Origin of the sequence: Mesorhizobium sp. M0145 (genome assembly GCF_040322355.1) — a bacterium.
GTDB lineage: Bacteria > Pseudomonadota > Alphaproteobacteria > Rhizobiales > Rhizobiaceae > Mesorhizobium.
Window position 1 is genome coordinate 24550 of the sequence record NZ_JAMYTK010000021.1, and the last position, 13800, is coordinate 38349.

At 62.3% G+C, this 13800-nt stretch carries 14 protein-coding genes and 1 pseudogene; 5 read left to right on the forward strand and 10 right to left on the reverse strand.

The genetic code is table 11. The annotated features are described in order from the left end of the window. Positions 1 to 45 precede the first annotated feature (45 nt). The 3 genes from NKJ28_RS24990 to NKJ28_RS25000 all read right to left on the reverse strand — a co-directional run bounded on the left by NKJ28_RS24990 (position 46) and on the right by NKJ28_RS25000 (position 3097). Complete coding sequence (locus NKJ28_RS24990) at positions 46 to 339, reverse strand: hypothetical protein (RefSeq protein ID WP_352571860.1); 294 nt, start codon at positions 337 to 339, stop codon at positions 46 to 48. Between the two features lie 479 nt (positions 340 to 818). Continuing rightward, entirely contained in the window at positions 819 to 2219 is a 1401-nt protein-coding gene (locus NKJ28_RS24995) for a phospholipase D family protein (RefSeq protein WP_352637313.1), read from the reverse strand. A gap of 62 nt (positions 2220 to 2281) precedes the next feature. Beyond that, positions 2282 to 3097 carry an endonuclease/exonuclease/phosphatase family protein gene (locus tag NKJ28_RS25000; RefSeq protein WP_023677076.1) on the reverse strand — a complete coding sequence of 272 codons (816 nt, stop codon included), beginning with the start codon at positions 3095 to 3097 and terminating at the stop codon, positions 2282 to 2284. 243 nt (positions 3098 to 3340) lie between these two features. Between NKJ28_RS25000 and NKJ28_RS25005 the strand changes: the two genes are divergently transcribed. Beyond that, positions 3341 to 4243: an alpha/beta fold hydrolase gene (locus NKJ28_RS25005; protein WP_352577670.1), complete on the forward strand. Its 903-nt coding sequence runs from the start codon at positions 3341 to 3343 to the stop codon at positions 4241 to 4243. 63 nt (positions 4244 to 4306) lie between these two features. Beyond that, positions 4307 to 4717 (forward strand): DUF427 domain-containing protein, encoded by a 411-nt coding sequence (locus tag NKJ28_RS25010; RefSeq protein ID WP_502898210.1) that lies wholly within the window; start codon positions 4307 to 4309, stop codon positions 4715 to 4717. Between the two features lie 31 nt (positions 4718 to 4748). Here the strand turns inward: NKJ28_RS25010 and NKJ28_RS25015 are convergent, their stop codons facing one another. From NKJ28_RS25015 to ku, 4 genes are all read right to left on the reverse strand, one after another. Continuing rightward, positions 4749 to 5165, reverse strand: coding sequence for an HD domain-containing protein (locus NKJ28_RS25015; RefSeq protein WP_352577668.1), 417 nt, complete (start codon positions 5163 to 5165; stop codon positions 4749 to 4751). A gap of 127 nt (positions 5166 to 5292) precedes the next feature. Continuing rightward, positions 5293 to 5664, reverse strand: coding sequence for an avidin/streptavidin family protein (locus NKJ28_RS25020; RefSeq protein WP_352577667.1), 372 nt, complete (start codon positions 5662 to 5664; stop codon positions 5293 to 5295). A gap of 75 nt (positions 5665 to 5739) precedes the next feature. Beyond that, positions 5740 to 7140, reverse strand: a complete 1401-nt coding sequence (locus NKJ28_RS25025) for a PAS domain-containing HWE histidine kinase family protein (protein ID WP_352577666.1) — start codon at positions 7138 to 7140, stop codon at positions 5740 to 5742. Positions 7141 to 7233: 93 nt separating this feature from the next. Continuing rightward, complete coding sequence (ku, locus tag NKJ28_RS25030) at positions 7234 to 8067, reverse strand: non-homologous end joining protein Ku (RefSeq protein ID WP_352637314.1); 834 nt, start codon at positions 8065 to 8067, stop codon at positions 7234 to 7236. A gap of 119 nt (positions 8068 to 8186) precedes the next feature. On the opposite strand from ku, the gene NKJ28_RS25035 reads away from it, so the two are divergent. Then, the gene (locus tag NKJ28_RS25035; RefSeq protein WP_352637316.1) at positions 8187 to 8651 is read left to right on the forward strand and encodes an NUDIX hydrolase; all 465 of its coding nucleotides are present in this window, start codon (positions 8187 to 8189) and stop codon (positions 8649 to 8651) included. A gap of 54 nt (positions 8652 to 8705) precedes the next feature. Here NKJ28_RS25035 and NKJ28_RS25040 read toward each other — a convergent pair whose 3' ends face one another. Beyond that, complete coding sequence (locus NKJ28_RS25040) at positions 8706 to 9308, reverse strand: alpha-ketoglutarate-dependent dioxygenase AlkB (RefSeq protein WP_023677069.1); 603 nt, start codon at positions 9306 to 9308, stop codon at positions 8706 to 8708. 129 nt (positions 9309 to 9437) lie between these two features. Between NKJ28_RS25040 and NKJ28_RS25045 the strand changes: the two genes are divergently transcribed. Then, entirely contained in the window at positions 9438 to 9653 is a 216-nt protein-coding gene (locus NKJ28_RS25045; protein ID WP_352449552.1) for a KTSC domain-containing protein, read from the forward strand. 160 nt (positions 9654 to 9813) lie between these two features. After that, positions 9814 to 9970 (forward strand): annotated as a pseudogene (locus NKJ28_RS25050) (histidine kinase); the annotation flags it as partial. Positions 9971 to 10007: 37 nt separating this feature from the next. Here the strand turns inward: NKJ28_RS25050 and NKJ28_RS25055 are convergent. Together NKJ28_RS25055 and NKJ28_RS25060 are read right to left on the reverse strand one after the other, a co-directional pair. Next, positions 10008 to 11189 carry an acetate/propionate family kinase gene (locus NKJ28_RS25055; protein ID WP_352637317.1) on the reverse strand — a complete coding sequence of 394 codons (1182 nt, stop codon included), beginning with the start codon at positions 11187 to 11189 and terminating at the stop codon, positions 10008 to 10010. After that, positions 11189 to 13600 (reverse strand): phosphoketolase family protein, encoded by a 2412-nt coding sequence (locus NKJ28_RS25060; protein ID WP_352637318.1) that lies wholly within the window; start codon positions 13598 to 13600, stop codon positions 11189 to 11191. Before NKJ28_RS25060 ends, NKJ28_RS25055 begins: the two co-directional genes overlap by 1 nt. Between the last annotated feature and the right edge of the window lie 200 nt (positions 13601 to 13800).

Genomic DNA, 13800 nt, shown 5'->3' on the forward strand with positions numbered 1-13800 from the left:
CGAAGCGGCGCACCTCGTGATGCCTTGCCTGCGCTCGGACCGGCCTTACAGGGCCGGCTTTTGCTCGGCCGCTGACGTAGAAATCTTTTGGCCATGGCCATTGCCATTGAGTTGCCTGGCCTCGTCCTCGGCTGCGTCTTCGAGCTTGGCGACGAGCAGATCCTTGAGGTCGCCAACCTCTTCCTCGATGTCTTCGATGGGTACGCCGGCGTCGGCCGCCTCTTCCTTGCATTCCCTGGCGAGGATTTCCGCCTCCCTTTCAAGCCTGATCGGAGGCGGCGGCACATGAACGTTTTCGTGGATCCAGTCCTGCAAGAATTCTATCGCACTGTCGCTCATGGCGCTCACCTATAGCGGCAACCCTGTAGTGCACATTAACGTACGTGTTGCAAAATGGATGCTTGGCAACGCCGGATTTCGGGTAGCGATACTTGACGATAGCGTGATCGCTTAGGAACTGGAGCTTCTGCAGCCAAATGGAATCACTTGGCGTCGCGGAATTGCGTCTAACCAGACAGTTGGAGCGGGATCTAATTTGAAAGCATCCCGCCCTAAGACGTGTTGCGCCGACGCGCCGGTGTTGCTCGATTCGGATCGCTTGTCGGCCGACCATCGTCATCGGCAGCAGCCGGTCGTGTCGGCCGCTCAGCGGCGCGGTCGGCGCGCATTTTGCGTTTATGCGCCATCCAGAACGGCAAGAGCTCGGCAAGAAAACTGTATATCGTGGTCTTCATCGGCATGCTCCGGACAACGGTTACAACTCGTGGTCCCGCATTTCCGTTCCGACAAAGAGTTGCGTTCCGACAAATCCGTCGCTTCTATAATTGCGATTCGATCGGCAGGCAGCCAACCAACGCTGCAACGATACGCCGATAGAGACTGGCCTCCGGTTCACGCGAACATTGCCGCATCTCGCCATCCGCGATGCCGAGCCACCGCACGGCGCCTTTGTCCAGGACCAGTTGATAGCTCGTCTGCGGCGACTTTTCGTGCTCGAACAGCCGGCGCAACTCCATCACCAGATTGGCATCGTGGAAAAGCACGCCCATTTCCGCATTCAACGACACCGAACGCGGATCGAAATTGAAGGAACCGACAAACCCGAGCGTATCGTCGACCGTGAAGGCCTTGGTATGGAGGCTGGCTCCCTTTGAGCCGAAAACGGAGATGTTGGCCTGGCGGTTGAAGGGTTGCAATTCGAAAAGCTGGATACCTTTTTTAAGCAGCTTGCGGCGGTATTTGGCATAAGCGCCGTGCACTGCGGCGACGTCCGTCGCGGCGAGCGAGTTGGTCAGGATTGCAACCTCGGCGCCACGGTCCACCAGCTTCGACAGGATGGCCAACCCGGTGCGGCCGGGGATGAAATAGGGCGAGACGATTTCGAGCCGCTGTCTGGTCGCCGCGATAGCGGGAAGCAGCTCCTTGGTCAGCCAGTTCCTGCGCCGCTTGCCGCGCACCTTTTCCGGCGGATCGGAAATGACGCGAACGCCTTTCGTCCAGCAGACCTCGTTATGCGCCGCAATGAACTCCGTGATCGTGCGCCAGGCACTGAGGCTGTTCAAAAGCTGGCCGTCCATCGACGCATCGAGATTATCGAGGAAATCGGCGCGCGAGCCCACCGCAGCCGGGTTGAGCAGCTGGATCGGCTTTGCCGCCTCGCAATTCCAGAACGCCTCGAAGATCTGCATCGTCTGCCCAACGGCAGGACCGAGAAGCAACAGGTCGAGATCACGGAAATTTGTCTCCGCGGCGTCGAAATAGGCATCGCCGATATTTCTTCCTCCGACGATGGCCAGGCTCCCGTCCGCGATCCAGGCCTTGTTGTGCATGCGGCGGGTCATCGCAAACAGCCGGGCGACCATCTCCAGCGAGCGAAAGATGCTGCCGTTCCTCATGCCGCTGGGGTTGAACAGCCTCAGCTCGATGTTCTTGTAGCTGTTGAGCGCCAGGTAAGCGGCGTCGCTGTTGCGCGGATTTATATCGTCCAGCAGCATGCGGACGCGGACACCGCGCTCCGCCGCCCTGACGACCTCTTGCATCAGCAGCCGGCCGCTATGGTCGTCGTGCCAGAGATAGTACATCAGGTCGAGGCTGCTGGTGGCACTGCGCGCGGCAAGGATTCGTGCGGCAAATGCATCATAATTGTCGGCGATCAGCAGCAGCCCGCTATCGCCGGCCGCGATCTTGTCCCGGGCAACCCGCGAAATGGCCGTATCCATGAAATACACCGGCAAATATCAGCGAAGCAAACGATCTGAATCTGACTAACAACCCTCCAGGTTCATTCTGGTTGCAGTCGCGGCTGCCTTATCGCGTCAAGGTTCAGGCGGGCCTTGATGGGCAGATGGTCGGAGGCGCGCTGCGCCAGCGGCGTCTTGTGCACCTCGATGCTGGAAATCAGGTGCGGCGGCCTGGCCAGAATGCGGTCGAGCGCAAACAGCGGAAAGCGCGACGGAAAGCTCGGCAGAACCGCATCGATCGGACCGAAATGCGGCAGCAGGGCCAGCAGCGAAGACCTGTTGCGGACCCGCCATTCGTTGAGGTCGCCGAGCAGGATTGTTGGCCGCAGAACCGGGTGCGTGGCTTCGACAAGTGCGTTGGCTTGCTGCGAGCGCGAGCGCCGCAGCAAGCCGAAATGCGCGGCTATAATCCTGAGCGAGACGCCCTTCAGCTCCAGGTCCGCGATGACCGCGCCGCGCGGCTCCAGGCCGGGCAGCCGGATCTGGTTCACGCTTTCGACCACGCCGCGGCGTGCCAGGATCAGATTTCCATGCCAGCCATGGCTGCGGCGGTTTTCCGGGATGTGTGTGGGGACGAGGTCGCTGTCGCGCTCGAGTGCTGCGAGATCCAGCAATCCCTGCCTGCTTCCGGTTCTTTCGTCGGCCTCCTGCAAAGCAATGATATCGGCGTCGAGTTCCTTGACCACGGCCGCGACCCGCTCCGGATCGAACCTGCCGTCGGTGCCGACGCATTTATGCACATTGTAGGATGCGACCGTAGTGCATGAAATTTCATTGCCGGGTGCCGCAAACCGCGGCACTTCCCTTCGCAGCGCAGCGCCAAGCGACCTTGGGAGGGTAGGCGATCGATCCAGCATGTGGTCCATTTGCTGTTGAGTCGGCGAGTGGCGGCCATTGCGATTATGGCGCGTGCGGAGGTCTGAAACAACGACGACCTTGCAGAACCGTTCCCGTCGGTCTTCTTCCACCGCGAGCAGCGGTGAGGTTTCACTGGAAGTCTGCCTCTGTCATGGAACAATCGCAGCCACGCGCGGTTCAGCAAACTTGCGCCGAAAACGATCTGACGCCATGCGGCGTGATCGAAACGGGATGGCCGGATCATGGAAACACCCGCCTTCTGCACCACGCCGTTGCTGCGCATCGCGTACATCGCCGGTGGCCCTGGAGCCGGCGCGCCCGTCCTGCTTCTCCACGGCTGGCCGGACGACGCAACCACCTTCACGCGCATTGCGCCTGTCCTGCATCGTGCTGGCTTCCGCACCTTTGCGCCGTGGCTGCGTGGGTTCGGCAAAACCACCTTCCTGTCGGACGAGACCATGCGATCCGGTGAAATTGCCGCCATGGCTCAGGACGTGATCGATTTCGCCGACGCACTTGGCCTCGGCCGTTTTGCGGTCGTCGGCCACGATTGGGGCGCTCGGATCGCTTACCTGCTCGCCTCGGTATTTCCCGAACGGATACGGTGCTGCTCGGCATTGTCGCTTGGCTGGCAGCCGGGCGAACTCGCAACGCCGCCGCTGGGCCAGGTCAGGGCATTCTGGTACCAATGGTTCATGGCAACGGATCGCGGCGCCGAGATCGTTCGCCAACAAGGCAAGGCGTTCGCGCATTTTCAATGGGAAAGCTGGAGCCCGCCCGGCTGGTTCGAGGAAGAGCTTTTTGACAGCGTTTCCGCTTCCTTCGAAAATCCCGATTGGGCCGACGTGACGTTGCACTCCTACAGGGTTCGCTGGGGCGAAGCCGATCCCGATCCGCGCTACGCCGATCTTGCCCGGCGCCAGATTTCCGCCAAGTCCATTCCCGCGCCTACTCTGACGATCCACGGCGATGCCGACCGCGTTGTGCTGCCGCAATCGTCCGAAGGCAAGGAACGATACTTCACGGCCCATTACGAGCGCCAGCTTCTGGCTGGCATCGGCCACTTTCCGACGCGCGAAGCACCCGAGCGCGTTGCCGATCACCTTGCCAGGTTCCTCGACAGTTTCGGAAGAGGAGAAGCGTAGAACTGGAACCCTGACCGGCGATAGTACGTTTCGGGAAGGCAGCGCAGTCAACGGAGAAGTCGAATGCAGTCCTTAGCCGCAGATTCCGCCCCCCGCCCAGGCCCGCTCAGGATTGTCCCGTTTGATGGAACCGTGACCATCCGGTTCTCCGATGCCATTATTGCGTCGAGCGAGCGGGCAAAGGTGCTCTATGAAGACGGCCATGATCCTGTTTTCTACATACCCTTCGAGGACATCTATTTCGACCTCTTGGAGAAGACGAACACGACGAGCCACGGCCCGCTGAAGGGCACGGCAAGCTATTGGCGTGTTCATGCGGTCGGTTCGTCGGCAGAAGACTTCATGTGGGCCTACGAGACGCCCGACACCCCGGCATTGGCGATCGCCCGCCATGGTGCGTTCGATCCCGGCAGGGCGCGGATCGACGCCGATCCCGCGGAAGACAAGCGGCACACGCCGCACGTCACCGAGTAGACCCACATCGGCGACAGCCGCCAGCTGTCCGTCAGCTCGCGAACTCTTCCCTGAGAATGCGCAGGCCGTCTTCGTATTTCGCTGTCGAGGCACCGATCTGCCGTGCCTGCCATAGATTGTCGGCGAGATCGGCGCGCTTGACCGGCAATGCCAGCGGGCTGGCCGCAGCCCTGCGAACGAACGCGGCATCGCCCTCGTTCGGCCGCCGCGTCATGGCATCGACGGCCGATACGATGGATGGCCCGAACCCGGCCGCCTCAAGCCGGTCGCGGTTCCAGCCGTCGCCTTTTTCGATGACGTCGTGAAGATAGGCGATGGCTTTCTGGTCGAGCGTTTCGACGGCATCGACGACCCGGCGGCAATGTTCGATATAAGGCCGCCCTGTCTTGTCCGTCTGCCCGGCATGAGCCTGTTCGGCGATTTTCGCTGCGCGATATAGCACGCTCATTGGGTCGACCCCGTAACGAACAGCGCATGTCCTGGCTAACGCGCCATCGTCAGCGCGAGTTCCGATGCACCGCGGGAACCCTGCTGCCTCACTTGCGAGCTGAATGCCGCGGCGGCGGGCGCGATAGTCAGGAGACGCGTTCAAAACTGTCGAGGCTGGTTCCAAACGCGCGCCAGGCGGGGAGTTTCCTGGCACGGGCCGGGGCACCTTCCTGTTCCGCCGACAAAGCAGCATCCGCAACGGTGTGCCACAGCATCTCCAGCTTCCCGTTCCTGAGGATGCCGGTATAGCTCACCGCCGCGGCTCCGACCCGCCCTTCGGCCGCGCAGGTGAATCCGATGACGTCTCCATGGCAGGCTCCGAACAGCGGCACGGTCATGCCGAAGAAGGCGCTGTCCTCTAGCGCCGTCCTGAAGGTTCCGCTGATCCGTCCGCCCTCTTCGGTGGTCAGTTCGACCACCGACCCGTACTGATTCCGCCAGGTGCCCAGCCAACTCATCGCTGCTCCTCCTGATTGCTACCAAAGGGATTGCGTTGCCACACGGCCGCCAAGCCGCGGCCGGTGTAGCGGCCTTCAATCAGCCGCGATGCCAGCCATCGACATCTGAACGAAGCGCAGCGGCGCTTCCAGCGTCCAGGTGATGCCGTGCCTGGCGAATTCCAGGCGGCCGGTGCCGCTGAGCGCCTGCGGCGTGACGCGTTTGAGCACAACCGTTCCGAAACCGCGTCGCGTGTTTTCATCCACCAATGGTCCGTCCAGTTCCCGCCAGACAAGGCGGAAGCCGTCGCTGCCATCGGCGGCTGGGGTCACGGTCCATTCGACCTCGACCCGTCCGTCATGGTGCGACAGCGCTCCGTGTTTTACCGAATTGGTGGCCAGCTCGTGAAAGGCAATGCCGAGATATTGCACCGCGTTCGGCTGCAGCATGATCGTCGGCCCGCTCATCGACAGACGGGCCTGTGTCGCGAAGGCCTTGGTCTGTGCATGGATCAATTCGCCGATGGTCGCGCCACGCCATTCCGCATCGACCAGGAGGTCGTGCGATTCCGAAAGGGCCATGATGCGTTCCCGGACCCGTGAAAGGAAGGCCTCTGGCGTACCCGCCAGCTTGCTGGTCTCGCGGATCATCGAGACGATCACCGAATACTGGTTTTTAACGCGATGGTTGACTTCGCGCATGAGTGTGCGGATGCGCCGTTCGCTTTCCTTGTGGGGGCTGATGTCGCGCGCGATCTTGGAGGCGCCGATGATACGCCCGATGCCGTCGCGTATCGGCGAGATGGTGAGCGAAACCGGAACCAGGGTGCCGTCCTTGCGCTGCCGGATAGTCTCGTATGAAGGAATCCGTTCGCCGGCGCGAATGCGGCTGATGATCATGGCTTCCTCGTCCAGATGGTCGGGCGGGATGAGGATCGTCACCGGGCGCCCGATCGCCTCGGCGGGCGTATAGCCGAACAGGCGTTGTGCCGCGTCGTTCCAGCTGGTGATAATGCCGTTCAGGTCTTTGGACACGATGGCGTCCATCGAGGATTCGACGATGGCGGCGAGCCTTATGCCGGCGTCGTCGGCCAGCGTCTGCACGCGCAGGTCGAGCAGGGTGTTGATGGCGCCGACAACCTCGCCGGCTTCATTGCGAAGCAGGACCGGATGCGCACTGAACGGGATGAGTTGGCCGTCCGGCCGCTCGGCGATGGCTCGGCCCCCACGAACGTCCCGCTCCTCGAGCAAGGCAACGGCCATTGGACACTCGTCATGCGCCATCGGTCGCCCGTCGAGGTGGCGAAGCTTCCATGACCCGCACCAGCGATCCTGGCCGATAACCGGACGATATCCCCAGAGATCGGCAGCGGCTTCGTTGAAGAAGGTGATGTAGCCTTGTTTGTCGGTGGTGTAGACGGCCACAGGCAACGCCTGCATCAGATCGGCGGAGGAAACTTGCGGGATCCCGCCAGTCCTTAGTTCAACGACGTCCACCAGTCCCCCGCTCCGCTTGGCTTGCCGACGGATTGCTACGTCATCTAAATGCGCGCGAGCGTTTTCGGTTCCGTTCGATCCGCTTTCGGACATTCAGGCTGAGTTGCGTTTCGGGGCCGTTCTCGGCTTCTTGCTGGGAGCCTTGCCGCCTTCCTGCGCCAGGCTTTTGCGCAGAACATCGGCGAGATTGATGACGTTCGTCTTGGGCTCAGGTGCCGGCTTGGGCGGTTTCTTGCCCTTGCGCTTGGCCTCGATCATTGCAACCAGCGCCTTTTCATAAGTATCGTCGAACTTCGACGGGTCGAATTTGGCGGGCTTCTTGTCGATCAGCAATTGCGCGATTTCCAGCATCTCGGGATCGACCTTGCGAGCCTTCAGCCCTTCGAACACCGCGTCCGCCGCGACCACTTCATTGTGGTTGCGTAATTCCGTCATCAGCATGCCCTTGCCCAGCGGCTGGATCAGCACCTCTCGGCCTCGCTGGTACAGCACGACGCAGGAGCGGGCTGCTACCTTTTTCCTGGCCATGGCGTCCCGGATCACCGCGAAAGCCTCCGTGGAGGGCGCGTCGGCCGGAACGAGATAGTAGGGTTTTTCGAGGTAGCGTGCGTCGATTTCGGCGGCAGGCACGAACTCGCCGATCTCGAGCGTATGCTGCGATACCATCTTCAGTTTCTTGATTTCGTCCGGCTCTATATGGATGAACTCACCCTTTTCGACCTCATAGCCTTTTACCTGCTCCGCCGCCTCGACCGTATCGCCGGTCTCCTCGTCTAGATAGGCGCTCTTGACCGGGAGACCGTCCTTGCGGTTCAGGATCCTGAAATGCACTTTCTCGGCCTCGCTGACGGCACCGATGATCTTGACGCCACAGGAAACCGATCCGACTTTCATAAAGCCCTTCCAGGCAGCTCGCGGCGTCGCCATGTCGATCACTCATTTGTCGAACGGACGGAACGGCTGCGCGCGGAAATCGTTCCGCCATGGCAGGCTGTTCCATATGCCGGCCCGGACGTTCGTTTCATTTTCGTCAGGGGAATAGCGGAATGGCCCAACGCAGCGCAGGATTGCTCATCTTTCGCCGAAGGGAAGGACATCTCCAGGTCTTGCTGGTGCATCCGGGCGGCCCATTCTGGGCGAAGAAGGACGACGGCGCATGGTCGATCCCGAAGGGCTTGGTCGACGAGAACGAGGACGAGCTGGCGGCAGCAAAACGCGAGGCCGAAGAGGAACTCGGTCTTGCCATCGACGGGGATTTCGAAAGCCTTGGCAGCTACAGGCAGCCGGGCGGCAAGCTCGTCATCGCATGGTGCGTCGAGGCGGATTTCGACAGCGACGCCATCAGCAGCAACACCTTCGCCATGGAATGGCCGCCAAGGTCCGGCTCGATGAAGGAATTTGCCGAAGTCGACAAAGCGGGCTGGTTCTCCCTGCCTGAAGCCAACCTCAAGATCCTGAAAGGCCAGCGCGCCATGCTGGCGGACTTTGCCGGCCGGCATGGCGACGGATGAATTTGTTTCAGCCCAGTTCTTAGGGCAGTGCTCGGGCTTCCTCACCGCTCTGCTTTAAGCGCGTTGCGGCCGCAGCGTGCGCAAGGTGATCGAATAGCGGTGCTCCGCAACCGGCGGAATGCTGTGCTCCCATTCGCTGCGCGCGGCGCCCGTCATCAGATAGGCCGATCTTGGCTCGACGGTGACCGTCTTGCGGTCCCATCGCGTGCCGTTTTTCCGCCGCAGGCGAAAGCTGCAGGCGGCCAGCAGGGAAACACCGGCGACGGCCTCGAAATGAGGCTTGTCGCGGTGCCAGCCGATACCGGCGCCCGGCCGGTACTCGTTGATCAGCACCTGCACGAAGGTCTCGGCGGGCAGGCGGGCGAAGGCTGCAACCTTTTCCCTGAGCGGCAGCAGAAAGCCGGGTATCGGCGGTGCCTCGACGACTTCGCGCCGGTCGTAATCATAACGCAGCCCAAAACCGACCACCCGCCGGTTTGCCAGATGGCCGTGAAAGTCGAAGGCCTGAAAAGGCAGGCTTGCGAGCTGGCTCGCCAACGCTGCTTCTTCGTCCGGCGTGATCAGTTCGGGCCGGTAGCGGAATCCTTCCGGCAGGTCGTCGGCGGCGGCAAAGAGATCGCCCTGGCGGGCTGCAGCCGATGTCTTGGGCGATGGCATCAACCGTATTTGGTGAAGCCGGCCCGTAGCGGCAAGGCTGCTTCGGCAGCAAGGAACCTCGCTCTCCGTGCAGGGTTATTCACATGACGATATGGAATGGAGCACTGCCGAGCATTGGACCTGTCGAGGATGCCTTCAACTGCGATCAGAAGCATCGATTACCAACCGGCGACGAGGATCCTCTCCGTATGGTTCGTCCCGAGCGGAAACCGCTATGATTACGAGGACGTGCCGCCGCAGGTCCACGCGGCATTCCGCAAAGCCTCGTCAAAGGGCCGGTTCTTCAACGAGCATATTCGCGACCGGTACAAATACCATCTGGTCGAGCAGAGCCAGTCGAGCTGAGCCTTCAGCCGCTTCTCAACCACGATCTCGGCTCTCCGCCATGCCTGGCCGCGTGGTGGCAATGAGCGGCCTTCGCAGTTGGCGAGCGACCTGATATTGATCATGGTCCCACCCAAAACATCGAAAGCTTGGAATGTCCGCCGAGCCGAAAAAACCGAGCGAAGGCGAGACCTGGCCGAAACCCGGCAAGCTCGGAGCACTGATCGCTCAATCGCTGACCGAAAAATGCCAAAGCCCGGTTCGAGGTGGATTCTGCCCCCGGCAAAGGAACGCGGGTGACCATCGTGTTCAACAGATCGGCCGCCCTCGCGACGTAGCCGGTCGAGCAAGCGCCGCCATTCGAGGCCATCCGCCTCAGCCGGGCCCCTCCATCACCTTGCGCGTGTGGCGGGCGATGACACCTTCTTCGTCGGTCGCCACGACGCGGACTTCCACCTTGCTCTCCGCCTGGCTCATCAGCGCGGCATGAGAGCTGTTGGCGGCCTCGTCGATCGCCACGCCGAGCCAGTCAAGCCTGTCGCAAATCGCTTTACGGGCCGTGGCCGAGTGCTCGCCGATGCCGGCGGTGAACACCAGGCATTCGAGGCCACCCAGCGTGTTGGCGAGGGCGGCAACTTCCCTGGCGGCGCGGAAGGCGAAAAGCTCCACCGCTTCGCGGGCCCGGCCGTCGTCGCTGGCTTCCAGCGAGCGCATGTCGCCGGAAATACCGGACACGCCGAGCAGCCCGGATTCCTCATAGAGCATGTGCTGCAGTGCCTCTCCCGAAAAGCCTCTTTCCAGCAGCAGGTACAAAAGCACGCCCGGATCGATGGCGCCACAGCGCGTGCCCATGACCAGGCCGTCAAGCGCCGAAAAGCCCATCGTCGTATCGACGCTGCGCCCGGCGCGCATGGCGCACAGGCTCGCCCCGTTGCCGAGATGGGCGACGATGGTTCTTTTCGCCGCCAGATCGGGCGATATCTGCTTGAGCCGGCCGGCGACATATTCGTAGGAAAGCCCGTGAAAGCCGTAGCGGTGGATGCCGTCTGCCTCATAGCGGCGCGGCAGCGCGAAACGGCTGACCAGAGGCTCGATGGTCCGATGGAAGGCGGTGTCGAAGCATCCGACCTGCGGCAGGTCGGGCCGCAACGCGGCAAGCGCCCGGATCGGCGCGAGGCTGCGCGGGTGGTGCAGTGGCGCAAGCGGCGTCAGCCTGTCGAGAGCCTCGACAATTGTCGGCGTCAGGCGGACAGGTTCGACGAAGTCGCGGCCGCCATGGACGATGCGATGGCCGGCGGTGATGAGTTTCCTTCCGCCAAGTTCGTTCTCGATCCATTGCAGCATCTGGCCGATGCCTAAATCGGGCGATGCGTCTGCTGCAAGTGGCCGATCGCACTGCACCGCCCCATCGGCGGCTTTTGCGGTCAGCCTTGGCGCATCGCCCAAATCCAGCGAACCGCGCGAGGCAAGATCCAGCTCGGCGGACACTCCAAGATCGTAAAGCCCGAACTTGATGCTGGAAGAGCCGGCATTCAGCGCGAGGATCGATCGTCGCATCAATCGCCGGCCCTCGTCGCGCCGTCCTGCGGCCAGGACCATTTCTGGATCTCGGGCATGTCCTCGCCATGTTCGCGGACATAGGCCGTGTGCTCAGCCAATTTCCCGTGCAACGCCGCGGCAAGATCCTTCGCCCGCTCGGCCAGCCCCGGCACACGCGCGATCGCGGCGAGCGCCAGATGATAGCGGTCGAGCTGGTTGACCACCACCATATCGAACGGCGTCGTCGTCGTGCCTTCCTCGCGAAAGCCGTGCACATGCATGTTGTCGTGGTTGGCGCGCCGGTAAGTCAGACGGTGAATGAGATAGGGATAGCCGTGATAGGCGAAGATGACCGGCTTGGCCCTGGTGAACAGCGCGTCGAACCTGTCATCGGCAAAGCCATGCGGATGCTCGGAATTCGACTGCAAAATCATCAGGTCGACGACATTGACGACGCGGATATTCAGGTCCGGAATGCCCGAGCGCAGGATATCGGCTGCAGCCAGCGTCTCCAGCGTCGGCACGTCGCCGGCGCAGGCCAGGACCACATCCGGATCTTCGTCCTTGGCAACCGTCCCGGCCCATTCCCAGATGCCGGCGCCGGCCTTGCAGTGTGCTTCCGCGTCTTCGGCGGACAGCCATTGCGGCGCCGGCTGCTTGCCGGCGACGATGACGTTGATGCGGTTGTAGGTTTTCAGGCAATGGTCGGTGATCCACAGCAGCGTGTTGGCGTCGGGCGGGAAATAGAGCCTGACCGTGTCGGCCTTCTTGTTGGCGACGAAATCGGCAAAGCCCGGGTCCTGATGGCTGAAGCCGTTGTGATCCTGTCGCCAGACATGCGAGGTCAGCAGGTAGTTGAGCGAGGCGATCGGCTTGCGCCAGGCAAGTTCGCCGGAGGTCTTCAGCCATTTGGCGTGCTGGTTGACCATGGAATCGACGATGTGGACGAACGCCTCGTAGCACGAGAACAGGCCGTGGCGGCCGGTCAGCAGATAGCCCTCCAGCCAGCCTTGGCAAAGATGCTCGCTGAGCACTTCCATGACGCGGCCGTCGCGGGAAAGATGGACGTCGTAAGGCTCGATCCGCTCCATCCAGATCCGATCCGTGACCTCGAACACGTCGTCCAGGCGGTTGGAGGACGTCTCGTCGGGTCCCATCAGCCGGAAATTCCTGGCCTCGGCGTTCAAGCGGATCACATCGCGAAGATAGCTCCCCACGGTCCGCGTCGCCTCCCCGACAGTGCCGCCCGGACGCGGTACGTCGAGCGCCAGGCCTTTCCAGTCGGGAAGCACGAGGTCTTGTTTCAGCAGGCCGCCATTGGCGTAGGGTATTGCACCCATGCGTCTTGACCCTGTGGGTGCCAGCGCCGCGAGCTCCGCCAGGAGATGCCCGCCTTCGTCGAACAGCGTCTTCGGTTCGTAGCTGCGCATCCAGTCTTCGAGGATCTGCCGGTGCGCCGCGTCGCCACGTGCGTTCGACACCGGCACTTGATGCGAACGCCAGAAATCCTCCACCTTCTTGCCGTCGACCTCTTTCGGCCCGGTCCAACCCTTTGGGCTGCGCAGCACGATCATCGGCCACAGCGGCCGCTCTCCCTTCCAGCCCGCGGTTCTTGCAGGCTCCTGGATGGAGTGGATCCGGTCGAGCACGGTATCGAGCGTGCGGGCCATCTCCCGATGCATCGGGGCAGGCTCATGGCCTTCCACGAAAAAGGTTTCGTAGCCATAGCCGAGGAACAGGCTGCGCAACGCCTCGTCTTCCATGCGGCCGAGGATCGTCGGGCTGGCGATCTTGTAGCCGTTGAGATGCAGGATCGGCAGGACGGCACCGTCGGATGCAGGGTTCAGGAACTTGTTGGAATGCCAGGCCGCGGCGAGCGGGCCGGTCTCGGCTTCGCCGTCGCCGACGACGCAGGCAACCACAAGGTTCGGATTGTCGAAGGCGGCGCCGAAGGCATGGACCAGCGCATAGCCGAGCTCTCCGCCTTCGTGGATCGAGCCGGGTGTCTCCGGAGCCGCGTGGCTCGGCACTCCGCCGGGAAACGAGAACTGCCGGAACAGCTTTCGCAGGCCGTCTTCGTCCCCGCCGACCTCGGGATAGATTTCGCTGTAGGTGCCCTCGAGCCAGCTGTTCGCGACCATTGCCGGGCCGCCGTGACCCGGGCCGCAGATGAACAGGACATCGAGACCACGTTCACGGATAATCCGGTTTAAATGCACATAGATGAAATTGAGGCCGGGCGTCGTGCCCCAATGGCCGAGCAGCCGCGGCTTGATGTGCTCGGGCCGCAAGGGCTCGCGCAAGAGCGGATTGTCGAGCAGGTAGATCTGGCCAACCGAGATGTAGTTCGCGGCGCGCCAGTAGCGGTCCATCAGATCGATCTGGTCAAGGCCGGTCGTGTGCGCAGCGGTGCGGACCTCGTCGTTCATGGAAATGCCTCCGGAATACCCTCGTCCGTCGTTATCTGGAGTGGCGTCGCGTCGGAGAAAGGATTTGCCTTGAAATAAGTTTGGGCGGCGTGGCTAGCGATTGCCGATCCTGCAACCCGCCTCGCCGGACAAAAGCGGGTCGGTCTTTTGGGGAACCTCGGGGCTTGCCAACGGTTAGGGAGATGCACCGCATTGCTTGG